This window comes from Methanoregula sp. (genome assembly GCF_049686655.1).
Taxonomy (GTDB): domain Archaea; phylum Halobacteriota; class Methanomicrobia; order Methanomicrobiales; family Methanospirillaceae; genus Methanoregula.
The window spans coordinates 1-23,424 of sequence record NZ_JBAVIG010000032.1 but is presented as its reverse complement, the minus strand read 5'-3'; the positions used below and the strand labels follow the sequence as shown (position 1 = coordinate 23,424).

28 protein-coding genes are annotated in these 23,424 nt (G+C 54.3%); 17 read left to right on the top strand and 11 right to left on the bottom strand.

Going from position 1 to position 23,424, the window contains the following annotated elements; all coding sequences use genetic code 11:
* The coding region (locus tag WBL42_RS04165) for a hypothetical protein (protein ID WP_424720004.1) at nucleotides 1-241 on the top strand (241 nt) is incomplete at its 5' end.
* A gap of 280 nt (nucleotides 242-521) precedes the next feature.
* Here WBL42_RS04165 and WBL42_RS04160 read toward each other — a convergent pair.
* A complete protein-coding gene (locus WBL42_RS04160; protein ID WP_424720003.1) occupies nucleotides 522-1,739 on the bottom strand; it encodes a type III PLP-dependent enzyme in 1,218 nt (405 codons plus the stop codon).
* A gap of 12 nt (nucleotides 1,740-1,751) precedes the next feature.
* Nucleotides 1,752-3,194, bottom strand: coding sequence for a saccharopine dehydrogenase NADP-binding domain-containing protein (locus tag WBL42_RS04155; protein WP_424720002.1), 1,443 nt, complete (start codon nucleotides 3,192-3,194; stop codon nucleotides 1,752-1,754).
* 186 nt (nucleotides 3,195-3,380) lie between these two features.
* Between WBL42_RS04155 and WBL42_RS04150 the strand changes: the two genes are divergently transcribed.
* From WBL42_RS04150 to rsmA, 10 genes are all read left to right on the top strand, one after another.
* Complete coding sequence (locus WBL42_RS04150; RefSeq protein ID WP_424720001.1) at nucleotides 3,381-4,478, top strand: sensor histidine kinase; 1,098 nt, start codon at nucleotides 3,381-3,383, stop codon at nucleotides 4,476-4,478.
* Between the two features lie 164 nt (nucleotides 4,479-4,642).
* Nucleotides 4,643-5,095, top strand: a complete 453-nt coding sequence (pfdA, locus tag WBL42_RS04145) for a prefoldin subunit alpha (RefSeq protein ID WP_424720000.1) — start codon at nucleotides 4,643-4,645, stop codon at nucleotides 5,093-5,095.
* A 17-nt stretch (nucleotides 5,096-5,112) separates the two neighbouring features.
* Nucleotides 5,113-6,165: a signal recognition particle-docking protein FtsY gene (gene ftsY / locus WBL42_RS04140; protein ID WP_424719999.1), complete on the top strand. Its 1,053-nt coding sequence runs from the start codon at nucleotides 5,113-5,115 to the stop codon at nucleotides 6,163-6,165.
* Complete coding sequence (locus WBL42_RS04135; RefSeq protein ID WP_424720007.1) at nucleotides 6,165-7,490, top strand: signal recognition particle protein Srp54; 1,326 nt, start codon at nucleotides 6,165-6,167, stop codon at nucleotides 7,488-7,490. The genes ftsY and WBL42_RS04135 overlap by 1 nt, the downstream gene beginning before the upstream one ends.
* A complete protein-coding gene (gene trmY / locus WBL42_RS04130; RefSeq protein ID WP_424719998.1) occupies nucleotides 7,490-8,068 on the top strand; it encodes a tRNA (pseudouridine(54)-N(1))-methyltransferase TrmY in 579 nt (192 codons plus the stop codon). Before WBL42_RS04135 ends, trmY begins: the two co-directional genes overlap by 1 nt.
* Nucleotides 8,059-9,291 (top strand): tRNA pseudouridine(54/55) synthase Pus10, encoded by a 1,233-nt coding sequence (locus WBL42_RS04125; protein WP_424719997.1) that lies wholly within the window; start codon nucleotides 8,059-8,061, stop codon nucleotides 9,289-9,291. The genes trmY and WBL42_RS04125 overlap by 10 nt, the downstream gene beginning before the upstream one ends.
* A gap of 3 nt (nucleotides 9,292-9,294) precedes the next feature.
* Nucleotides 9,295-9,585, top strand: coding sequence for a 50S ribosomal protein L21e (locus WBL42_RS04120; RefSeq protein ID WP_424719996.1), 291 nt, complete (start codon nucleotides 9,295-9,297; stop codon nucleotides 9,583-9,585).
* A 21-nt stretch (nucleotides 9,586-9,606) separates the two neighbouring features.
* On the top strand, nucleotides 9,607-9,957 hold the full coding sequence (locus tag WBL42_RS04115; protein ID WP_424720006.1) for an RNA polymerase Rpb4 family protein: 351 nt from the start codon (nucleotides 9,607-9,609) through the stop codon (nucleotides 9,955-9,957).
* Nucleotides 9,958-9,968: 11 nt separating this feature from the next.
* Nucleotides 9,969-10,532: a DUF655 domain-containing protein gene (locus WBL42_RS04110; RefSeq protein WP_424719995.1), complete on the top strand. Its 564-nt coding sequence runs from the start codon at nucleotides 9,969-9,971 to the stop codon at nucleotides 10,530-10,532.
* Nucleotides 10,529-11,296, top strand: coding sequence for a 16S rRNA (adenine(1518)-N(6)/adenine(1519)-N(6))-dimethyltransferase RsmA (rsmA, locus tag WBL42_RS04105; RefSeq protein ID WP_424719994.1), 768 nt, complete (start codon nucleotides 10,529-10,531; stop codon nucleotides 11,294-11,296). The genes WBL42_RS04110 and rsmA overlap by 4 nt, the downstream gene beginning before the upstream one ends.
* Before the next feature lie 102 nt (nucleotides 11,297-11,398).
* On the opposite strand, the gene WBL42_RS04100 is transcribed toward rsmA, so the two are convergent.
* Entirely contained in the window at nucleotides 11,399-11,590 is a 192-nt protein-coding gene (locus WBL42_RS04100; RefSeq protein ID WP_424719993.1) for a hypothetical protein, read from the bottom strand.
* A gap of 544 nt (nucleotides 11,591-12,134) precedes the next feature.
* Here WBL42_RS04100 and WBL42_RS04095 point away from each other — a divergent pair.
* Nucleotides 12,135-12,692 carry a HemK2/MTQ2 family protein methyltransferase gene (locus tag WBL42_RS04095; RefSeq protein WP_424719992.1) on the top strand — a complete coding sequence of 186 codons (558 nt, stop codon included), beginning with the start codon at nucleotides 12,135-12,137 and terminating at the stop codon, nucleotides 12,690-12,692.
* A 37-nt stretch (nucleotides 12,693-12,729) separates the two neighbouring features.
* Here WBL42_RS04095 and WBL42_RS04090 read toward each other — a convergent pair whose 3' ends face one another.
* The 7 genes from WBL42_RS04090 to WBL42_RS04060 all read right to left on the bottom strand — a co-directional run bounded on the left by WBL42_RS04090 (nucleotide 12,730) and on the right by WBL42_RS04060 (nucleotide 16,768).
* Nucleotides 12,730-12,897 (bottom strand): hypothetical protein, encoded by a 168-nt coding sequence (locus WBL42_RS04090; RefSeq protein WP_424719991.1) that lies wholly within the window; start codon nucleotides 12,895-12,897, stop codon nucleotides 12,730-12,732.
* 126 nt (nucleotides 12,898-13,023) lie between these two features.
* A complete protein-coding gene (locus WBL42_RS04085) occupies nucleotides 13,024-13,809 on the bottom strand; it encodes an ABC transporter permease (protein ID WP_424719990.1) in 786 nt (261 codons plus the stop codon).
* 2 nt (nucleotides 13,810-13,811) lie between these two features.
* On the bottom strand, nucleotides 13,812-14,720 hold the full coding sequence (locus WBL42_RS04080) for an ATP-binding cassette domain-containing protein (RefSeq protein ID WP_424720005.1): 909 nt from the start codon (nucleotides 14,718-14,720) through the stop codon (nucleotides 13,812-13,814).
* A 92-nt stretch (nucleotides 14,721-14,812) separates the two neighbouring features.
* On the bottom strand, nucleotides 14,813-15,232 hold the full coding sequence (locus WBL42_RS04075) for a phosphate-starvation-inducible PsiE family protein (protein WP_424719989.1): 420 nt from the start codon (nucleotides 15,230-15,232) through the stop codon (nucleotides 14,813-14,815).
* Between the two features lie 98 nt (nucleotides 15,233-15,330).
* Nucleotides 15,331-15,807 carry a HEAT repeat domain-containing protein gene (locus tag WBL42_RS04070; protein WP_424719988.1) on the bottom strand — a complete coding sequence of 159 codons (477 nt, stop codon included), beginning with the start codon at nucleotides 15,805-15,807 and terminating at the stop codon, nucleotides 15,331-15,333.
* A 21-nt stretch (nucleotides 15,808-15,828) separates the two neighbouring features.
* The gene (locus WBL42_RS04065) at nucleotides 15,829-16,176 is read right to left on the bottom strand and encodes a hypothetical protein (protein WP_424719987.1); all 348 of its coding nucleotides are present in this window, start codon (nucleotides 16,174-16,176) and stop codon (nucleotides 15,829-15,831) included.
* Nucleotides 16,177-16,390: 214 nt separating this feature from the next.
* Entirely contained in the window at nucleotides 16,391-16,768 is a 378-nt protein-coding gene (locus WBL42_RS04060; RefSeq protein ID WP_424719986.1) for a hypothetical protein, read from the bottom strand.
* A 173-nt stretch (nucleotides 16,769-16,941) separates the two neighbouring features.
* Here WBL42_RS04060 and WBL42_RS04055 point away from each other — a divergent pair, with 173 nt between their 5' ends.
* From WBL42_RS04055 to WBL42_RS04035, 5 genes are all read left to right on the top strand, one after another.
* The gene (locus WBL42_RS04055) at nucleotides 16,942-17,130 is read left to right on the top strand and encodes a hypothetical protein (RefSeq protein WP_424719985.1); all 189 of its coding nucleotides are present in this window, start codon (nucleotides 16,942-16,944) and stop codon (nucleotides 17,128-17,130) included.
* 496 nt (nucleotides 17,131-17,626) lie between these two features.
* Complete coding sequence (locus WBL42_RS04050; protein ID WP_424719984.1) at nucleotides 17,627-18,190, top strand: hypothetical protein; 564 nt, start codon at nucleotides 17,627-17,629, stop codon at nucleotides 18,188-18,190.
* Nucleotides 18,191-18,262: 72 nt separating this feature from the next.
* The gene (locus WBL42_RS04045; RefSeq protein ID WP_424719983.1) at nucleotides 18,263-20,077 is read left to right on the top strand and encodes a PKD domain-containing protein; all 1,815 of its coding nucleotides are present in this window, start codon (nucleotides 18,263-18,265) and stop codon (nucleotides 20,075-20,077) included.
* 304 nt (nucleotides 20,078-20,381) lie between these two features.
* Nucleotides 20,382-20,765 (top strand): hypothetical protein, encoded by a 384-nt coding sequence (locus WBL42_RS04040; RefSeq protein ID WP_424719982.1) that lies wholly within the window; start codon nucleotides 20,382-20,384, stop codon nucleotides 20,763-20,765.
* Between the two features lie 877 nt (nucleotides 20,766-21,642).
* Complete coding sequence (locus tag WBL42_RS04035; protein WP_424719981.1) at nucleotides 21,643-21,897, top strand: hypothetical protein; 255 nt, start codon at nucleotides 21,643-21,645, stop codon at nucleotides 21,895-21,897.
* A gap of 365 nt (nucleotides 21,898-22,262) precedes the next feature.
* Here the strand turns inward: WBL42_RS04035 and WBL42_RS04030 are convergent, their stop codons facing one another.
* Nucleotides 22,263-23,024 (bottom strand): hypothetical protein, encoded by a 762-nt coding sequence (locus WBL42_RS04030; protein ID WP_424719980.1) that lies wholly within the window; start codon nucleotides 23,022-23,024, stop codon nucleotides 22,263-22,265.
* Between the last annotated feature and the right edge of the window lie 400 nt (nucleotides 23,025-23,424).

Below are 23,424 nucleotides of genomic sequence, written 5' to 3'. Positions count from 1 at the left end.
CTTCCGTCTCCTGCGCAGGGGATTGATTCCGGCGATAAACCACTTCGAATTCCAGTTGCTCACAAAGGACCGGCGGATCAGGAAATTATCAGCGACTGCAGCAATTATCCCTACCACCGGGCGAAGTATCGTCTCCCTTGTGGAAAATACCCTCGAGTCCCGGGCCGAAGATGTGCCCGGAAAGAACCATGAAGATCTCTGCGGTATTCCTGCCACTGCATATTCCTTAATTATTCAATGAGTGAAACCTGGCGTGAGCTCGCATTCGTGGATCCTGCCGGGTTCAGCAGGCTTTTTCCAATCTCTTTCTCCTTCCTGACCTGTCGATCTGAACCCGGGCATCCCGATATTTTTTAAGTGCCGGTGTTCCGGCTACTCCCCGGGCCTTGCGAACCAGTCCGGTTTCTGCGGTACGAAAGTGCCCGTGCCAGACTTCATATCTGGCTGTTCCCGTCTGGTGTTGCCCTCAGCCCTTAAAAGCAAGAGCGGAACTGAAGCGCGGGAAACCGCCCGCAAAAAAGTTATTTGTTGATATGCACGACTTTTGCCGGCGGAAAACCGTTGAAATACGTGGAGGAGGCATGGGAGTACGCCCCGATGTTCTCCGAATAGACCAGGTCGCCGATATCAAGGTCGGGCAGCTCGGCCGAGAGCGTGATTGTATCGAAGGCATCGCAGGTGGGCCCGAAGACGGCCGAGATCTGCGTCTCGCCGTCACGGAACGGGAGGACCGGGTAATTCACGTGGTCGAACACCTGCCCGGAATAAGTATGGTACACGCCGTCGTTGATGTAATAGCAGGGCTTGCCGTCGCGGACTGCCTTGCCCACGACCTTGGATACCAGTGTACAGGTGTTTGCCACGAGGAACCGGCCCGGTTCGGCAAGGATCTGCATGTCCTTTGGGAACAGCCTCTTGATCTCGGCATTCAGTTTCTTTGCAAGGGTCCGGATAGACCGGATCCCGGGGTGGTACTTCACCGGGAAACCCCCGCCGATATCGAGAATCCGGATCTTCCTTCCGGTCCGCTCCTCCACTTCCTTGATGATGCTCGCTGAGATCTGGAGGGCCTGGATATAGTTCTCGAAATTGGTGCACTGGCTGCCCACGTGAAAACTCAGTCCCTCCACAACGAGTCCCATATCGAATGCCGAGATGATCAGGTCCACTGCCTCGCCCGGGTGTGCCCCGAATTTGGAGGAGAGCTCAACCATCGAACCGGTGTTGGGCACACGGATCCGGAGCACGAGACCGGCATGGGGTGCATGCTCCTTGATCTTCTTCAGCTCGTAAATGTTGTCGAAAGTGACAAGGGGCCTGTACTGGTCGAGCGCCTCGAGCGTCTCGATCGGCTTGATCGTGTTCGCGTAGATGATCTTGTCCCAGATCCATTCGAGCCTTTCTTTCTTCGGCATCGACTTGATATTCTCGTACACGATCATGAACTCCGGCATGGAAGCGACATCGAAGCTGCAGCCCATGTTATACAGGGTCTTCACGATATCGGGGTTGGAGTTCGCCTTGACGGCAAAATAGACCTGGACATCGGGCATGTGCTCCCGGAATTCCCGGAAGTTTTCCCGGATTTTCTCATGATCGATAACAAAGATCGGGGTACCATGTTCGTGGGTGAGCGTGCGCAGCAGTTCCAGCCGTGCCTTCCCGATATGGTGGACGGGTGTCTCCTCTGTCCCTTTCTTCTTCCGCCTCTTCTTGGTGTCGACCGCAGTTTTTGTCATTATATGATTGATTTATTGCACGAATAAGAAGTTTTTGAATTGCCAGATATCTTCACGGTCGTAATTGTTCTCCGGGTTCTCCTTGAAGTAGACTACGCGGTTTTTCAATGGCGTCCAGTCGGACGGTCCGGACCAGAGTTCACCGAGGTAAGGTACAGCGATCCCGAGCACGAACTCGTGCGGCAGGTCGTCGGGGAGGCAGAATCCCTCACGCGGGTGCTCGATCATCCACATCACCGCACTGACTACGCCGAGCGCAACCTGGATCGTGGTGGCATTCTGTCCCGGCGCGAGTTTCTTCGCCTCGTCGATCGGGAGGATACTGCCGGTCCACCAGGACTTGTACGGGTGGCCCATGAGGAGCGCCCCGAGGATATCAGCCCCGGACACGATCTCCCGGTCGCTCATGATCCTGAGCTTGGGCTGCAGCTCGTAATTGCGGGCGCGCAGTTCGTGCAGGGAGGCGATCGTGGCATCGCAGGGCATGTACGCATAGTGGACGGTAGGCCGGTAGATCGCCTCCCCGTCCTTCCAGACGGTCCAGCGGTCCGAGATGCCGAATGCTTCGCCGTGGCGGATCACCATACCTACAATCTCCTGGTTGGGGATCCAGGACCTGACCCATGTGTTGATACCCATGCGGGGCAGGAGAATCCCGTTCTTCGGGCCGACCGGGGGGATGATCGCCTCCGGGGGGAGCTCTTTCTCGTGGGTTCCCCAGCCGATCTCGGCCGGGGCAGTCCCCTCCTCCCTGAGCCCCTCGATGCACCAGGTGCCGACAAATTCGTCCATCTTCTTTGGGGACCGGGAGATCTGGGTGTCATGCTCCGAACAGTGGATCACCCTGATACCGGTCTCCATCGCGAGGGTAGCGTAGTCCCCTTTCCTGATCAGGGCCCGGGTCCGTGCCGGGTCGGGTGCGATCTCATCGGTGATCATCCGCTCGGCGATGTCGACCAGCCCTTTCTTGGCAAAATGGGAGATCAGGCCGGGGTTTGCCCCGTGGTCGACTACGCAGGTAGTGGCATCCTCCCAGTCCCGTGTCAGCGCCATGAGTTTCATCTGCCGGAAATAGAGCGTCTTCTCGTAGGGGGTGGCCGTGAACTTCTCGGCATCGGGATCCCAGGCTTCTACCGAGGTGTTCACGTACAGGACATTGTTGTCATGGCACCACTGCACGATCTCGCAGCAGTCGATGTTCCAGGCAAGATCGATCAGGAGCCCTCCGGGCGAGAGGTGCTCGGAGAGGATCTCCCCGAGGTTCTTTGGCGAAACCTTCTTTTTATAAAACTGGAGGCCACGCGTGGTCCAGGCCTTGAGGTCTGCCGACTTGTCCTTGAAATCGATGATCGTGATATGTTCCAACGGGATGTTCACATGCCGGAGCAGGATCGGGAACATGCACTTGGATACCGCACCATACCCGATGATCAGGACTTTGTTCTTGAATTCCACCGCAACCCCCCCTTTCTTTTGTGTGCTGACGTATATCCGCACTCTCCCGTTTGTTTTTTTACCTAATAAACTGTGATAAAAGACCGGTTCACCGGGGCATGAATTCCGCCGGAGCCCGGTGCATTCATGTGATGCCTGCAAAGACTTTTACCTGCCCTGATGCCAGTATACCGCAGGAGAGAACCAATGGTAGATGACGATCAACCGGCAGACCTGTGCAGGATCCGTGAATCCTGGTGGCACGCACTCGAAGCAATCAAACCGTATGCGCTTGGTGTCTTGATCTTCACCGGGCTCCTCTTCGAGCTCTTCATCCACTATTTCCTGAAGATTTCGGTTGTCTACACGCAGTTTTACTACCTCATCATCGTCATTGCCGGTTTCTGGTACGGGAGGAAAGCGGTCTGGGTGGCATTGTTCCTCGGAGGTCTCCAGATAGCCGTCAGCTGGCTCATCGCAGGGATCATCACCCCGGAGTCCCTCCTCCGTACCCTGCTGCTCGTCATCGTGGCCTATGTGGTCGGTTCGTTCATCGAGCTGATGAACTGTTACCGTGACCTGCTGGAACAGCAGAACCGCAATCTTGTGGAGATCAACCGCCAGCTCGCGAGATCGGAGGAAGCGACCGGTACCGCCAACAAAAAGCTCAGCCTCCTTGCGAGCATCACCCGTCACGATATCAGGAACCAGCTGATGGCCCTCCTGGCGTTCCTGGAACTTTCGAAGATGAAGGTCACCGACGGGGAAGCCCTTTCCCTTCTTGCCAGGGCTGATGGAGCAGCACAGAATATCCAGCGGCAGATCGAATTTACGAAAAATTATGAGGAGATCGGAGTCCGGGCTCCGCAGTGGCAGAATGTCGGCACGATACTCGAAGGCCTCCGCCCCCGCCTTCCCGCAGGGCAGGTCGGGTTAACGATCCGGCTTGACGGGCTTGAAGTGTATGCGGACCCGTTGCTGGTAAACGTATTCGAGAACCTGATTGACAATTCGCTCCGGCACGGGGAGCGGGTCCGGCACATCACGGTCTCCACCCTCCAGTACGGCCTCGGTGAGATCGCGATCGAGTATGCGGATGACGGGGTCGGGGTGCACGATGATGACAAGGAGCGGATCTTCGAGAAAGGGTTCGGGAAGAACACCGGCCTTGGCCTTTTCCTGATCCGGGAGATCCTGGCGATCACCGGCCTGACCATGAAGGAGTCGGGGGTATACGAAAAAGGCGCCCTTTTCGAGATCTTCATTCCCAGGGAGAAATACCGGTTTTCCGGCAGCGAGCCATGAGGTCTCCCGATATTTTGTCACCGTTTACCACCGCCTTATTTTCCCTGGTGGCTGTCGTCATTCGTTCCTACAATGATGTATTTATGGTGATGGAGAACATACATATCAGGAGTGACAAGTATATCGGTATTTTATCGATAACTATATTTTAGGGGTGGCAGATTTTGGCAGACAAGAACGGACCCATAGACCAGCGCGAACTGATGATGCTCCAGAACTACCTGCAGGAATACGGGCAGCAGGCAGAGATCTTTGTCAACCAGCTCCAGATGCTGGAGAACGGCAGGCTGGAGGCCCATGCCGCGATCGAGGCCCTTGAGGCGATGCTCACGGCCGGGGATAGCACGGTCCTCCTCCAGATCGGTGGCGGTGCCAGTGTCCGGGCAAAAGTCCTGGATCCCGAGAAGGTCCTGCTCGCGATCGGCGCTGACGTGATCGTCGAGCGCCCGAACAAGGACGCAGTGGACTTCCTGAAAGAGCGGATCATGGAGATGGAAGCCTCCCAGAAGAAGGTTGCGGAGACGCTCGACCGCCTACGGGCCCAGATGAACGAGATCAACAAGAGGATCGAATCCGGCTACCAGCAGGCAATGGCTGCCGGCCAGGTTCCTGAATAACCGGGGCATTTACGTCCATGTTCGGGGGACTTCGCGACAAACTGCGGGCCGCACGGGAACGGCTCAGCGGCAGTATCCAGGCAGGTGATGCTGTCCCGGATACGGGCAGCGAATCCGCTCCGGCCTCCCCGGAACCTGTTGTGGGGAAATCCCCGGCCACACCGGTTACACCCTCTTCTCCGGGTTTTGTCGAGAAAGTGAAGATCCTCCTCAAGGACCGGGAGCTCGTGGTTTCGGAAAAGGACGTCGCCGATGCCCTCTCGGAACTGGAGATGACTCTCCTTGAGAGCGACGTGGCGCTCCCGGCAACCGATGCGATCATCGCGAGCGTGCGGAAGAACCTTGTCGGGAAGCACCGGAAGATCGGTGAATCCGTGGATGCCCTTGTTGTCGGGGCCCTCAGGTCTGCCCTCATGGATGTTCTCGGCACGGGTTTCGATCTCAAAGAGTATATCAGGACCCACAACCGCCCGGTGAAGATCCTCTTCACCGGGGTCAATGGAACCGGGAAGACCACAACCGTTGCGAAGATCGGGGCCTATCTCAAGAAAGAAGGGTTCACGGTCGTCATCGGGGCCGGTGACACCTACCGTGCCGGGGCAATCGAACAGATTGCGGTCCATGCCGAGCGGCTTGGGATCCGGATTATCCAGCACCAGGAAGGAGCGGACCCCTCTGCAGTACTCTTCGATACCGTCCAGTATGCCACCTCCCATAACCTCGATGTCGTGCTTGCCGATACTGCGGGCCGGTTCCATAACAAGGCGAACCTGATGAGCCAGCTCGGGAAGATCAAGCGCGTGATGAAACCCGATCTCGTAGTGTATGTCGACGAGGCAGTTGCCGGTAACGATGCGGTGACCCGGGCGTTCGAGTTTGACAAGACGGTCGGGGCCGATGCCGTGGTCCTGACCAAGGCGGACATGGACTCCCGGGGCGGGGCCGCGATCTCGATCGCCCACACGATCGGGAAACCCCTGATGTTCCTTGGCGTAGGACAGGCCTACGACGATATCCTCCCGTTCGAACCGGCCCGGGTCGTAGATGAACTCCTGGACGGGGGTGCATGATGCTCGACGGCCTATCCACGTCATTAAAGGACGCACTCAAGAAACTCGCAGGCAAAAGTGTTGTCGACCGGGCCGCAGTTGATGAACTGGTCAAGGACCTCCAGCGGGCGCTGATCTCCTCGGACGTCAATGTCAAGCTCGTGATGGAGCTTTCAAAAGCGATACGGACGCGTTCGGTTGAGGAAGAGGTCCCAAAAGGCATGAACGTCCGCGAGCACGTGCTCCGGATCGTGTACCAGGAACTGGTGCGGCTTGTCTGGGCATCGACCGAGGTCAGGCTTGAGCCCCAGACGATCCTGATGGCAGGCCTCCAGGGCAGCGGCAAGACTACAACTACGGCCAAGCTTGCCCGCTATTTCCAGAAGAAGGGCATGAAAGTCGGGGTAGTCTGTGCCGATACATTCCGGCCGGGTGCCTACGAACAGATCGCAACCCTCTGTGGCAGGATCAATGTGCCCTGCTTCGGGAACCCGCAGGAGAAAGATGCAATCAAGATCACCCGCGAAGGTCTCGCTGCCCTGAAAGACCAGGAACTGATCATCGTGGATACCCAGGGCCGGCATGCACTTGAAGCCGATCTCATCAGGGAGATTGTAGAGCTCAACGTGCTTACCAAAGCCACGCACCGCTGGCTCGTGATCGATGCAGCACTCGGCCAGCAGGCGAGCGAACAGGCCCGGCGGTTCCACGAGGCGATCGCGATCGATGGCGTGATCATCACCAAGATGGACGGTACCGCAAAAGGAGGAGGGGCGCTCTCCGCGGTCGCCGAGACCAAGAGCGGTATCGCGTTCATCGGCAGCGGGGAGACAATCGAGGATCTCGAACGGTTCGATCCCGACGGGTTCATCTCCCGGATGCTCGGGATGGGCGACCTCAAGGCGCTGATGGAGAAGGCGAACGAGGCGATCAGCCCCGGGGACGTGGATGTCGATGCGATGATGAAGGGCAAGTTCACCCTTCGCGACATGTACAAGCAGCTCGAGGCCCTCAACAAGATGGGCCCCTTAAAGCAGATCATGGGGATGCTCCCTCTCGGGAATATGCAACTTCCGGAAGGTGTCTACGACGTAACCAGCACGAAGATGGTCCGGTACCGGATCATCATGGACTCGATGACTCCCGGTGAACTCGATGAGCCAGCCCTGATCAACAGCTCCCGCATGCAGAGGATCGCCCATGGGGCAGGCGCAACACCTGACGAAGTGCGGGAGCTCCTGAAGTACTACAAGATGATGCAGCGGACCCTCAAGGGCCTGCGGGGCGGAAGCGGCGGGAAGTTCAATATGCAGCGCCTGATGAAACGCTTCTCCGGAATGCAGTGATGACCTCGTTTGCCATTGTCGGGCACCTGGCCCGGACGGACGGGGGCTTCTCGCTCAATGACCTGCCGGGCAGTGGCGGGCGTATGGACGTGCTCTGCCGGTGCGTGAACGCCTCACTCTTCCTCTCGCATGACCTGCGGCGCGACGTGAATGTCTACCTCGTCCTGCTTGGGGCCCCGTCCGGACCAAAGACCGTGAAATTCTCCGGGACAGCGGTGAAGTCTCTCTCGCCTGACGAACGGAGTGCGGGAGCCCTGATAAAAAAAGTGATCGACATTCCCTGCGGGAGCGAGTTCCGCGAGGGTGCGGACGGGATATTCGTGCGGAAAGGGGGGCTTGAACGGCTGGCTGGCGAACACCGGTTCGCCGTGCTGGACGAGCAGGGGACGGATGTCCGGGCCGTGGATGCACTTCCGGATGCGTTCCTCCTTTCTGACCACCTGAACTTTGCACCCGCGGAAGAGGAACTGGTCCGGGACTGCCCGCGGATCTCGGTCGGGCCACGGTGCCTGCACGCGGACCACACGATCACCGTGTTACACAATGAACTGGACCGGAGGATAAGCGGATGGAAATAGAAAAGAAAGTTCAGGAGATCCTCGCGTACGGGGAGACGTGCGACCACTGCCTCGGGCGGTTCTTCGGGAAACGCTCGCACGGGCTCTCGAACGATGAGCGTGGCAAGGGCCTTCGTGTGGCACTCGCGCTTGACGCGAACCAGCCGTACAAAAAACCTGCCGGCCCCTGCTGGGTCTGCGGCAACTTCTTCGATGACGTGCCTCTCTGGGCCGACCGGGTGATCGAGGCCACGAAGGAAATCGAGTTCACCACGTTCCTTGCCGGGTGCCGGGTGCCCCCCATGATCGCCGAGAACGAGGAGATGGTCTGGAGCGACCTCTCGCTTGCCGAGCCCGAGCCCTTCAAATCGGAAGTGAACCGCGATGTCGGCAAGGCCGTGTCGGCAAAGACCGGCAAAGTCGTGGACTTCAGGAAGCCCGAAGTGGTCACGATCCTCGACCCGGCCACCGGCACGGTCGAGGTGCAGATCAACTCGGTTTTCTTCTACGGCCGGTACCAGAAGTTCGAGCGGGGCATCCCGCAGACCCACTGGGACTGCCGCGCCTGCCGTGGAGCCGGCTGCGAGAAGTGCAACTTCACCGGCGCCCAGTACCTCGACTCCGTCGAGGAACTGATCGGCCGGCCGGTCATCGAAATGTTCGATGGAGAGAATGCAGTCCTGCATGGTGCCGGGCGTGAGGACATCGATGCCCGGATGATCGGGACCGGCCGGCCTTTCATCCTCGAAGTGGTCTCGCCAAAGAAGCGCTCCATCGACCTTGCGGTGCTCGAAGCGGAGATTAACCGGACTGCGGACGGGCGTGTTTCCGTGGCGATTAAACGCTGGGCGGATCGTGCGGAGGTGGAAACCCTTAAATCAAACAAAGCGCATAAAAAATACAGGATCCTAGTCGAGGTTGAAGGCGCATTACCTGCGGAAGAGTTCGCAAAAGCCGTAAAAACCTTGCAGGGCGTCACAATATACCAGCGCACGCCCGAAAGGGTCGCTCACCGGAGAGCCGACAAGATCCGGGAGCGAAGGGTCCTCGATATCGAGTGTGTGGGGGAACAGGACGGCAGATTTGTTGTCGAAGTCCTGGGCGAAGCCGGCCTCTACATCAAAGAACTCGTATCCGGGGACTCAGGCAGAACCCAACCAAGTCTTGCCGAGATCCTGAAAAGAACGGCTCACGTTACCAGCCTCGACGTAACACAGGTTGAAGGAGCACAGGAGGGAGAATAAACAATGGCACACCACAATGGTCCACGAAAGAAAACACGGTATAAGTTCAAGAAGGATTTACGAGAGAGAGGGCTGCCACCGTGCACCTGCGTTATCCAGAAGTTTGAGATTGGCGAGAAGGTACACATTGTCTGTAACCCCAGTGTCCAGAAAGGCATGCCCCACCGCCGTTTCCACGGCCTGACAGGAACAGTCCTCGGCCAGCGCGGGCGGGCGTGGATGCTCACCATCCGCGATGGTGACGCCGACAAAGTTGTCATCGCACGACCACAACATCTAAAAGCACAAAAGTAAATTGTCTGTCAGGTGATTGGCATCAAAGTCAAGGGTATAGTTAGCGAAGAGAAGGTTACGCTCCCGGAGATGCGCAGCGTCCTCCTCCGTGTGGAATCCGAACGGATCGCCGCCGAAAAGGAGATGTCTTACGAGTTCCGGCGCAGTATCGAGCATGCCAATCAGCTTGCAAAGACCAGTCCCGAAAAATCCCGGGAACTGGTGACCGAACTCTCCAAGCTCGAGAAGATGAAGCCGGAGATCGCGTACAGGATTGCCAATATCATGCCAAAGACACGGGATGAAGTGAGGGCAATCTTTGCAAAGGAGCGTTTTACCTTATCTCCGGAAGAGATCGATACTATTATTGAACTTGTAACGACACACTTCTGAGGTGTGGTCTTGTGAAGGCGGAGAAAAAAGAGGTCAACGCGATCGTACTGGATGTGCTTATGAAAGGGCACGCCGACGATCCCCGCCCCTCGTTCAAGCGGGAGCCGCTTGTCCAGGCCATGGGCCTTGAGCAGTTCAAGCTTCTTGAGCTGGTCCCAAAACCCACGGTGCGGATCGAGCTGTACGAGAAGGTCTATATCGGTGATGCCGAACGGGAGAAGGTCGAGCGCGTCAAGCGCCGGATCGGGTACGACGACCTGACCCAGACCGCAAAAGGTGAACTCCCGTTCATTATTGAGAAGATTGTGAAAGAGCGTGAGCAGGATTTCGTCCTGTTCTTTAACAAGGCGATCTCGATCACGCCGAAACTCCACATGCTCCACCTCCTGCCTGGCATCGGCAAGAAGCTGATGTGGGAGATCCTCGAGGAGCGGAACAAGAAGCCGTTTGCGGACTTTGCAGATATCTCCGCACGGATCAAGGCAATACCGCACCCGGAGAAGATGATCCAGGCACGGATCATTGAAGAGCTCCAGGACAAGGACGTCAAATACCACGTCTTTACCACGAAATGAAAGCGTACCACGACCAGCACTTCCTCGTAGACACGAATGCGGTCAACCGCATTGCGGACCTTGCAGAGGTGCGGGGGAAGAAGGTGCTTGAGATCGGGCCGGGCAACGGGGCACTGACCCGTGCCCTTCTCGACCGCGGTGCCGTTCTGCATGCGATTGAACTTGACAGCCAGCTCTGTGAGCAGCTCGCCGATACATTTTCTGAAGAGATCAAGTCCGGCCAGCTGACGCTCCAGCAGGGCGATGCAACCCGCTGCGGGATCCCCCCGTTCGAGATCACGGTCTCCAACCTCCCCTACTCCGCCTCATCCAAGATCACGTTCCGGCTGCTGGAATATGGTTTCGAAGTTGCGGTGCTTATGTACCAGACCGAGTTTGCCGAGAGGATGGTGGCAAAGGCGGGGACAAAGGACTGCGGGCGGCTCTCCATCATGGTGCAGACCTATGCGGCCGTGCAGTCCTGCTTCCGGCTCCCGCCGCAGTGCTTCTCGCCCCGGCCCCAGGTGCATTCCACGGTGGTGAAGATCTTTCCCCGGGACCCGATCTTTTATATCGGCGACCGGCGCCTGTATGCGGACGTGGTCCGGGCGCTCTTCTCGCACCGGCGCAAGACCGTGCGCAATGGTCTCCGGGGTGCAGTTGGCAGCATGCTCGGTGAGGCATGGGTAGGGCGGGTTATGGCCGCGTTGCCGGAAGAGATCCTGAAAAGCAGGCCTGAAGAGCTGTATCTCGAGGATTTTGCCACGATTGCAAATATTCCCTGAACTAATCTTCTTGCCGGCGGGAGTGCTCCTTTCTCCGGGACCGTTTTATTCTCTTCCTGTGAAGTCCAAAGGCACATACCCGAACGTGACCCGGAGCTCCCTTTATCGCTGGCGAATGGTGAACCAGTACCACGCCGCGTTGAAGATGAACGTACCTGTGCAGAGACTGGTGAACCAGAGAATAAGCGTCGCCTCCATCGACAGGTCAGGGAAGAGAACGCCGCTAACCGCGTCGAACGCAAAGGAAAAAACGATCCAGAACACGATATTGAGAACGATCCTGCTGCTGTTCATTGCTGACTCCTAATCATATACGGTGCGGGGGTCATAAGGGAATATGGTTGCCGGTAATCCCCGGAAGAAATGGTACACCGTTTGGAGAAAACGCACATTTTTTGACCTTGTGATCTCTCCTTTGTCGGAATCCATTATTCCTGCAAGTGATTCCTGATAATTCTTTGATTTACCTGGTGGTCGGAAAAAATTCATCGTTATACGTTCCACTGTTGTCTTCTCCATTCAGATAAACGGGGGTCATTTTTTAGGTATAAACTCCCGGTGAGTATACGCAATAAATACTCTATGATTTCCAGGGTTTTGGACCTAAAGTCGACAAGCCTGCACCTAACTTCGGGTCAAACGGGGTAATCCAGGTGCAAGGCCGATTACGTTCCGGGATTTCGTACATCGTAATTACCTGTGGATCCCATCCCTCCTATAATCAGAAAAACCGGGTACCTTCCCCGACAACAAACCGTGGCGGGTTATCCCTCGTGTACATGCCGGGACATGCCGCCCGATCCCTTTTTGCATATACCGCCCAACCATTCCACTAATTATGGACTACGACCCCTGCCAGGTGTACCAGCCGGAAGCCGACACGTACCTGCTGCTCGATGCAGCGTTGGCTGAAGTGAAACCCGGTGACCGGGTACTGGAAGTGGGAACGGGATCCGGGCTTATCGCGGCCGGGATAAGGAAGCTGGCCCCGACAGTTGCAACCGATATCAACCCGCATGCCGCTCTTTGTGCCCGTGAGGCAGGTATCGACATAATCCGTTGCGATCTGTCTGATGCGATCCGCGGGTCGTTCGACCTCATTATCTTCAATCCCCCATACCTCCCCACGGAGCCACACGAGCGCATTGACGACTGGCTCGAGTATGCCCTTGACGGTGGAAAAACCGGCCGGGAAACCATTCAACGGTTTGCCTCTGGTACTGCGAGAGTCCTGGCCCCCGGCGGGAGGGTACTCCTGCTGGTTTCATCGCTGACCGGGCCTGGCGAAGTCAGGCAGTTGTTTGCGGATCTCGGATTTGTATCTGAAATTGTCCGGCAGGATACGGTTGAGGATGAGGAATTATCTGTCCTGCGGATTCGCATACCTGAGCGCTAAATAAATCCCACTTTTTATTCCCATGCCGGGTCACCATTCACTGGTGCAGCCTGAGGACAATGACCATGAGATTGGTGACGAGGATCAGGCCGATCATCATGAACGCAGGCCAGAGCCACATAATGTCGGAAAGGAAGAGGAGGCCAAGGATCAGCCCGGCGGTAGAGAAGAGGAACAGGAAGTACAGTTGCACGAGCCGGGACATACGTATCTCTTCTCCTATTCTTGCCGGGAGGGCATAATATCATTCCCGTCAGGCCGCAACAGGTCCGCTGGATGAGGAATGCAAAAAGGACTCCAGGGATCTCCGGTGCCAAGGTGCAACCGGATCTCAGACTATAAGCCGCCTTCTCATCAGGTTGATGGAGAGCAGGCAGAAGAACGTGGTGACAACGACAATCCAGGCGAAATGGACAAGGATCAGCCACGAGAACGAAGGTAGTGTAAACATCCGCATGATCGCAACGAGATGGGTCAGCGGGAGGATGGCAAACGCAATGTACTGGAGAAACACCGGCATCAGGGTGAGAGGGAAGAACGTGCCCGAGAAGAGGGCCATCGGGGTGATGAAGAGGAACGAGGGATAGTTCAGGGTATCGATACCGGGACTTATTGCCGTGAAACACATCGCGATACCGGCAAACATCAGGCCGCCGAGGAACCCGAACGGGATCACAAACAAGGCAAGGGGGAGGGAGATCACGCCGAACGCTGCAAGGACCGGGAGCATGATGATCACGTAGATCACGCTCCGTGTGGCGCCCCAGAGCAGTTCGCCCGCGATCACGTCTTCGATCGAGAGCGGTGTTGCGATCATCGCATCGAAACTCTTCTGGTAGTACATCCTGACATACGAACCATAGGTGCATTCGAAGAACGCGGAGTTCATCACCGCGATGGCGAGGATGGCAGGGGCAATGAAATTCACGTACGGGATGCCGTTGATATCGTGTACGTATGACCCGATGCCAAGGCCGATGGCAAAGAGGTAGAGCAGCGCTTCGACAAGAGGCGGGAAGAAGTTCACCTGCCAGGTCCGGATAAAGACCACCATGTTCCGGTGCCAGACCTTCCCGGCACGGCGGGTGATTCTCGGGACGGAGATGAGTGACGGCATGGTCATTCCCTCAGCGTCCTTCCGGTGAGTTTCAGGAAGACATCTTCGAGCGTAGCCGGACGGGTGGTGAATTTCTCCGGCTTGCACTTCTCCAGCAGGATACGGGCGATCTCGCGGGATGAATCCGTGGCGATCTGGATCGCGTCCCCGGTCTCTTCGAACGGGATCCCGAGGTCCCTGAGGCACGTGATCACCTCCGCTGACTTCTCCACTTCAACCATCTCATGGCCCACGTGCTGTTTCACCAGGTCAGCAGGTGCACCTTCCACCAGGATCTTCCCGTTGTCCATGATCACGAGCCGGTCGCAGAGCCGGGCTGCCTCGTCAAGGTAATGGGTGCTCATAACGATCGTGTTGCCCTGTGCCTGGAGGCTCCGGAGTTTCTCCCAGATGAGGTGTCTGGCCTGCGGGTCGAGGCCGATAGTGGGCTCGTCGAGGATGAGCAGGTCCGGGTTGTTGACGAGCGCCCGGGCAAGGATCAGCCTGCGCTTCATCCCGCCGGACAACTTCTCCACCGCTACGTCCCGTTTCTCCTGCAGCTGGACAAACGCCAGCAGTTCGTCGGCTTTTTTCGCTGCCTCCTCCTGGGGGATATCGAAGTACCGCGAATAGGAGAAGAGATTGCCAAAGCAGGTGAAGTCCGGGTCGAGATTTGTTTCCTGAGGGACAACCCCGAGACGACCCTTGATCTCCGCGGGGTTTTTGTCCGGGTCCAGCCCGAGGACACGGAGCGCACCGGAGGTCCGGGGGGAGACGCAGGTGATCATCTTCATGGTCGTGGTCTTGCCTGCGCCATTGGGGCCGAGGAACCCGAAGATCTCCCCCTTCCTGACTTCAAAACGGATCCCGTCCACTGCAATGATGGTACCGTAGGTTTTTTTCAGATCAGCTGCTTCGATGATTGCGGATATCGTCCCACCTCCTCAGAGCAGATGCGACGGACGTACATAAAACACTCACTATCCCGTTTGCGGGAATGATAATTCCGATCCTCAAAAAATGGTCAGATTGACTCCGGTTTGATCAGGACGATGCCGGCAATGAGGACTGCCAGCAGGGCAACAGTCCCGAATACGACCGTCGGGTCAACGGATGCTACGTTATAGACCAGGATATGGCGGACAATACCCGTGAGTCCCGCAATCAGGAGTGCCCGGACTTCCACGCGTTTTGTCCGGAAATAGACGGTTACCGTCTCAAAGAGCACAATGATCGTGATCGTAAGAAGCAGTGCATAGATAACATTCACGAGCCCGTTGGCAAAGTCCTGGGACAGGATCATCTGGGCGATCAGCTTAATGTCGTCCCATACGGAGAAGATCGCGATGACTGTCAGCATGATGGCGATGATCGTGTAGAGGATCAGAGGAACCAGCGAGAAAAATGCGGTCAGGAGATCCGTAACCGAGCGTTTGTTTTCCATACTACCTCACCGATAAGCGATTTTATTGTCTGATCTGCCGTGAATAAAAATGTGTTGAGCGGATTGACTAATGACGTGCACGCCCTCATGGGACTATATTAACGGTGACGTTTCCGGATCCGTACCATGGCCAACTCCGCAGCTTCACGCACTTCCGGGATTGGATCTCCCGCCATCTTTGACAGGGGATCAACCGCCCGCATATCCCCGAGTTTTCCAAGAACCATTGCGGCCCCAGTCCGCACGCTGATCTCGGGATCTCTGAGACCGGCCAGAAGGGGGCCCGTTGCTGCCGGGTCCCGTATCCGTCCAAGGGCTGCAATAACTGCTGAACGGACTATGGGTTCGGCATCACCGAGTGCGGTGATAAGGGCGGGAACTGCCGCTGAATCGTCTAATTTCCCGAGCGCGAGCGCAGCCTCAGAACGGACACCGGGGTCTGGATCGGACAATGCGGCTGCGAGTGACGGGATAGCAGAAGGATTACCCGATCTTCCCAGATCAAGAGCAGCACCCCTCCGTTTTCTTGCCGATGTGGCATTAATTCCGGTTGAGCTGGCAGTGAAATCTTTCATGGGATGACAGGAAGGCCGGGATCAATGCTCACAGGCATTCCCGGACTCATACGCGGAGATAACGTTCTGTGCGACTTCCGGGGAGAGCCGGTCATGGATCAGGTGGACGAGCGCCTCCACGTCCTCTACGGGAAGGCAACCAAGACTTTCGTCGCCCTTCCTGATCAGGTCCGTGATATAGGTGAGTTCGTCGTCACCCAGGCTGCTGAGGCGCCGGATAAAGTCCTCACTGTCCTCGGAAAAATGGTTGGAGACCGGGGGCAGGATCGAATGGAACATATGCCCGGAGCCGGAACACGTCAGGTCTCCGCATTCCGGCGCGAGTTTCTTCAGTATCGCAATGTCCTTCTCATCGAGTTCGCGTGGCATAATCAAAGCACCTGATAACTATTTTCCGGCCCTTGGAATAAACGTGCGTGAAGGGCATCACGCACAGTTGCGATCCGGTAATCTCCCCACCGACGCGGCACGTGCCCCGCTCTTCATGGTACCGTGTTTTGTCACTGGTACAACCGGAACGGGTGGCATATCATATATGCTCTTATTAATATGCCCGTGAAATCGTCTGCTGCATGAAAAAAGATCAGAAATATCTGCCAAGCCAGTTCCGGATCCCGGCTAAAACACCGTCGGAGTTTCCGGAACCGGATGACTTCTTGGCTGACCGGGGCTGCATGGTCTGGGCGGGGCGGGAGATCGTCCGGTGGACCGGGGGCGCTTCCCGCTGGGGTATGTCGCGGAGTGTGCCCTGGCTCTCTTCGCCATCCGATTCAAAACCCCAGGCAAACCCTATCTTGTATGCCCGCTCATTCTGTCGTATCCAGTTAGCGGCATTCATATACCCGCGGTCTTCAGCTTTCTTGATCGTGTCAGAGTGGTCCTGGGTGAAATGAATCTCACGCTGGAGGGCGACTAATTCTTCGTATACCTTTCCGGGGACTTTGATCTTCTCCCTGCTCATAACTCCTCATATAGGGATATGCTGGGATACGATATTTAATGTTTCCCCCAGAAAAAGCACAAATTGGGGTTTAATCGTAATCCGGATTGTACGGAATCCCCAGAACACGCATCGCACAAGATTGATAAGGGCACTGGTCGATTGAGCAGTATATCCCAAGGGGGGAACGGATTATGGTAAAAGTGGTTTACGAAGGGGACGATTTCAAGCGTATGCACAGGACTGACATGCTGGCACTGCAGCGAATCGTGGATGCAAAAAAGTTTGGTATTCACGAGATAAAATACAAGGAAACCACGATCAAGGTCGAGATCAAGAAGAAAGGCGACGATATTGTTGTGAAGCGGTGGCGTGCGATCTGATCGCCTTTTGTGCACGATTTTTTCCCGGGTCTCCTCATCGGCACGTTGTTGTGGACAGGCCTGAACCGCGATCGTTCTGTTCCTTTCTGCACTTCATGTACGGGTAGTCAGGGAAATCCTTGCGTTTACTTTTGTACCGTCTCCCTCAACCGGGGCACGGGCAGACCGGGTACTTCTCCGAAATAATGTCCGGTGGAGAATCCAGCGGAACAGGTAATGTTCTTTTGTCCCGTAAAACTGATCCGGAAATACAGCGGGCACCGGCCATTGCCTGCCCTGCATGTCTGATAATGTTTCGATCCTTAAAAACGATGCATGCGCCTGACAAGCGGCTTGTTACGATTCTGGTTTCCAAATTGTAATGTGTATGGTAGCAATCGAAATGCTTATCTTACAAAATGTTAAATATACTTTACAAGGGAACTGGAAGATGATCTGCCGGGAGACCCGGCATCTGCTCTCTGGAATGATTTCCCTTTAGTGAATGTGATGAACCATGAAGATCCAGAAACCAGGATTTCTTAAACGCTGTGGCTACATCGGTATCATTGCCTCAGCGTTACTTATTATGAGCCTTGTAGTGGCAGGATGTACCCAGACCTCCACCGATAATTCCGGCCAGTCAGCAGCGGCAGTGTCCCCCACAGATACCTCCGGGAACAGCGCACCCGCACAGGGTTCCGGTTCCGCGGCACCGGTAGACACCAGCCAGCAGGGTACCGGTGTTTCACCTGCGGGAACGTATTCGCACGGCCAGTATTCCGGAGGAAATTTCCTGAGCAACGAGACCCGGATTGCGGCAGCTGCACAGACCCTCGGGGTATCCGAGAGCGATCTTACCAACGCCCTGACACCCCCGGCCCAGGGACGGGTCAACCTCACTGATGCAGCAGCTCAGTTGTCTGCGGCATCAGGAACCACCATAACGCCGGCCCAGCTCATGGCTGCGCTCGGTATGCATGCCGGTGGAATGAGGAATGGCAACTACCAGGGGAACGGACAGAATGGCCCCATGACTGGTGGCAACACTCAAACCGGTAGCACTGCTTCCGGACAGTGAGACACGAATGTATCCTGTGCAGGAATGTGAATGAATACTAAAACTTTTTTTCTGGTTTTCTGTCTGACAATTGTGGTCCTGGGGATTGTCACTTCGTCAGCATCTGCGGATAATTCAACTGTGACTACTACACCGACCCCGACTCCAACGACAGCCACGCCAACTCCAACTCCAACAACCGCTACACCGACTCCAACGACAGCCACGCCAACACCGACTCCAACAACAGCAACACCAACTCCAACGACAGCAACACCAACTCCAACAACGGCAACACCAACTCCAACGACAACCACTACCGCGACAACTACCGTAGTACCGGTTCCAGTCTTCTCCGGCATCTTACCGACATCCGGCACTACGGCCGGCGGCACTTCAGTAATCATCACCGGTAGCGGCTTTACCGGTGCAACCGCGGTAACCATTGGTGGCGTGGCAGCCTCGTACACATTTGTCAGCGATTCTGAGATCACCGCGACCACTCCGGCTGGCACAGCCGGAGCCGTTAACGTTGTCATCACCGCAGCCGGTGGTTCAGTGACCGGGACGGGAGCATTCACCTATATAGCGCCGACTACTACGGTAACAACCGTTGCGACTGCAACTCCGGTTATCCCGGTTGTCGGCAGCATCTCCCTGTCATCCGGCACGACTCTTGGTGGCACCGTGGTAACTATCACTGGAAGCGGCTTTACCGATCTGACTACTGTAATGTTCGGCACAACTGCAGCGACTTCGTATACGTTTAATACTGATTCATCAATTTCCGCAACCTCCCCGACTGAGGCAGTCGGGACCGTTGACATTACGGTTGTCACACCCAGCGGCACATCCGCGAAGTCAACTGCCGACGAATACACCTATACAACAGCAACGACTACAGTCCCGACCGTAACAGCCATCTCCCCGACGTACGGCCCGGTTTCCGTTGCAACCCCTATAACCATCACCGGGACAGGCTTTACCGGAGCAACTGGTGTAACTGTTGGCGGCACAGCAGCAACCAGTGTCGTAGTTGTCAGCTCTACAGAAATTACCGCAACCACCCCGGCCAGTTCAACCGCCGGGCAGGTTGACGTCCTCGTTACGACACCCAGCGGCACATCCACGGTATTAGCCGGTGACGAATACAGCTTTGCAGCGACAGCAACGACCGTCCCGTTGCCTCTCTTCACCGCCTCACCGACATCCGGCCTGGCACCCCTGGAGGTAACATTCACGGACGAGTCGACCGGGTCCCCGGCTACCTGGAGCTGGAGTTTTGGGGATGGCAATACCAGCACCCTGGAAAATCCCACCTATACCTATATGAGCAACGGGACGTACTCCGTTACCCTGACGGAAGAGAACGCGCTTGGCCAGAACGCAACAACCGATACTGATTATATCATTGTCGGGGGTTCGGGCACGGCAGCGGATTTTACCGCGACTCCCACGTCCGGCACAGCCCCGCTGACTGTCCAGTTCACTGATACTTCAACCGGGTCCCCGACCGCATGGCTCTGGAATTTCGGGGATGGGACTACCGGGACGGTGGAGAGCCCCTCCCATATTTATACGAGCCCGGGCGTGTACAGCGTCTCCCTGATCGCATCAAACAGTGAAGGCAGCACCACGTTCTCGCAACCGGATGCCATCACGGTTTCCTCAGTAACTCCTACTGTTGCCGAGACGTACACGCCTCCGCCTACCGCTGCCGACACCTTCGTGATACCTGCCGGAACGCCGCAGGCATCGGACAGCAGCAGTGCCGCCTGGCTGGCGCAGGAGAACCAGAAGTCTGCAGCGCTTGCAGTTACAGCAACCCCGGCATCAGGTTTACCTCCGGCAATTTCCCTGATCGCACTTGTATGCGTGGCCTTGTTTTTCAGGAAAAAATATCAATAATCCCCTGTTTATTGGGGATCTGGTCATCCAGTCATTAATCCCTTTTTCTGGCAAATCAATAACCCGTTTCATTTTCAATTCAGCCCGTTGATCCTCCCGGTCCTATCCGGCTGTTGTTGGTGAATGATTATTCCCCTCTTTAAGAACTCCTACCTCATCATCCCCTTTCCATAACGCCTGAATTGCACAATCGCCGTGGAAAAGCAATAATAATGTTAAAAACTCTATAATCCAGAGGATCATTAGTCTGACAGATCTATAGAGAATATAGATACAGATTATTTTGAACCACAGGTGTATACGAATGAGTTTGATTTTCTTTTCCCAGAAAAATAGTCCCGTCCTGAAACGGAAGCTTGGTGTTGCACTGGCGATTGCAGTCTTCGTTATCGGCATGGTCCTGATAGCGGGATGTACCAGTTCATCATCATCCACGACACCCGCCACTGCAGCGGTAACCGCGACAAGTACTACAGTAATCCCGGTGAGCGAAACATCAGCACCGGTAAGCATACCGGCAGTAAACGTGACCGCTGCTCCGGAAGGTAATATAACCGGTGCCCCGGCTTCAAACATGCCCGTCGGGCCGGGTGGAAACGTGACCAGTGCTCCGGAAGGCAATATGACCGGTTCTCAGGCAGGAAACACGACCGGCGGAATTTCTCCCAGTGAAACCCCCTCCTCATAAACGGTTCATAATAAGTGACAAATTTTACTTTTTTTGGTTCAGGTGATCCCGTACCGGGCAATGTATTTTTCCGATCGGTCACGCTGTCGGAATAAACAGTTTAGAGAACAGAACAATCCGTGCATAATGGCTGCTATGGAGTTTCTTTTGGCTATTGCTATTTGGAAATCGATTTAGAGAATCGAACCACGAGTGAAAAATGCTGCTATGGAGCGTCCCTCTTCAAAGCCAGAATCCCCCTTAATCTGGTCTTTTTTCATGAAACGTGAACCTCCTAAGGCTCAGATTAGTCTGATACTGTGATCATATTAACACTTTGCACGCGCTGATTGTGTCCTAAGTAATTGCGGCGAGAAAAACCGGGGATCCGGAATGATCACAGAAAATATAGATTGGTGATCAGTGATTTTTCCAACCTGATGATCGTTGTAGTTGGCAAAAATTGGTTTTCCGAACAATCCGACTAATTGCCATCGTTTTAACTGATTGCAGCCTATTTTCTTTCCAATTGGAAAGCATCACACGATATATAGAAAATGTGTTCTTTCAAATTTACTACCCGCCAGCGCATCGGCAAAAGTACCAGTTTTCACTCATTTTTACATCATTTTTTAAATTTAGTGTGACCCGGTTTGTCAACATTTTGATCATTAAAATGTGGATCAATTTTTTAGGATTTTTCTTTCAAGACTTCTCGTCGTATATGCACCGTAGATCTCCTTCTTTATCTTGGGTTGGATTATCACGAAAAGATATGAAATTTTGGGGTTCTGATGCGTTCGCGGTTAATCGATGCATTTGAGACTCAGTGATGCATGGCGGTTGATCTGGAAATGAATGTGAGCGTTCATGTCCTTTTAGAGTGACCATATTATTGGTGAAGATGATGATCGATTCAACAAAAGCTCAGATTGAATTACTTGAAAAAATGTCGGATATCCAGATTAAAGAACTCGAAAAAAGCAAATTATCCCCAAAAGATGCTGAAGAGACAAAAAGTGATTTTGAAAAAGTGGTTATGCAAATTCTATTATCGCCAATTGATGACGAGGGAAAGGCTAGAATTGAGAGGGTTCGTAGGAAATTTTACATTGCTGTAGAAAAAGCAACAAAAAGGAAAATCGGGTTTTAGAGTTTATTTCACGGATAATCCGATCATAGTTTCCCAACGGTTGCCCATCGAAACCATCAACGAGAAAAAGCGCACCACCCGAAAGAAAAAGCCCGTGAAAACTTCCAAAAAGCCGTTAAAGGCTGAAAAGAAGAAATAACCAATCCACTATTTTCATCTGTGCGATTCCCGCACCTTCCACGAGCCCACACATAATTCATCATAAACGACTTCCACACTCAAAGGAAACGCACGGTGAACGTCCGGATGAAAGAAAAAAAGCAGTTTCAGCCTTCATTTCGCGAGGTTTTTTTGTTATGTTTCCTCGACAAATTTCTTATAAGCGGTTTCACGATTTGATGCACATTAACGACCAGCGCGCTCATTTAGTAACTTAGACCTATAGTAAAATTGGATTGTGAAATTTTATCAGCAAGCCCGTATATTTCCATCACTGATTTCGTGCAATCATAAAACCCTTGTTTAGCATAAGGAAATACGTATACACGATTAATTAGGCTATCAATATCGACAGGGATACGTAGAAATTCTTGCGGATTGGGAACTAATAAATCGATTTTATCATTAATAACAGGGGGTTGCTCATACCGAATTGCCCTAAATTCTTCTTCATATTCAAAACTTTTTCTTTTGTATCCGAAAGGAATTTTAATATTATATGTCGGTATGACATCCGTTTCAGTAATATACTGTACTTCTGCATAATCAATTGCTCCTGTACGGATTGATTTTTTTAAATTGCCAATTGTAGATTCGATTGCAATCCCCTTTTTTCCATATATCTTCCACATAGCCATCGATTCTCTGTCATTCATGTGCCAACAATTTACGAAGAAATGAAAAGGAGCACTCTTGAATAGAGTTTTATGATTGTTCATTGCAACATCTTTTGCAGCGGGGCTCCCCCATGAAACTCCCTCAAATTCTCTCTCTAGTGCTCTAAAGGTTTCATCAGTTATCCGGCCTTCAAGAGGATCATCGCCGACTCTATCTACTCTTGAAAAATAAAGAGTTCTCGTACTTAGCAAATCAACAAAATATTCAAAATTGAGGTATCTCCAAATTATTTGTGTTTCAGGTTTATCTTGTTTATACAACGGATTTGCAGGGTCTCGATATTCCGTCATAATTTCTAATTGATATATTCTCGGTTAAAAGTTATTGCAATCAGCCTGAGACTTACTCTATATGAGCCTAGGTGCAGTCTGTTTGAAAACGGTTTACGAGGGTAGAACCCAAAAACGGACACTTATTTTATATGAGCCAAGAGCGGGACGGTAAACCGTCCCGCGATGATCCCCGCAAGCGCCGCCTCTTGCGTGATTCCCGCATATTCCAGAAGCCCATGTGCGGATTCAACACAACCTGGCTCCCAAGCTCAAAGGAATGCGGAGGTGTGCGTCCTGAGCGTATCAAAAGAGATTAATTGGGCTCTGTAGAATTCCTCAGTAAAAGATCCATCTGAAGATCGCAAGAATAATTTTCGAGAGGTTGTAGAGGATTAATTTGATTTTGAGTTCTTTGACC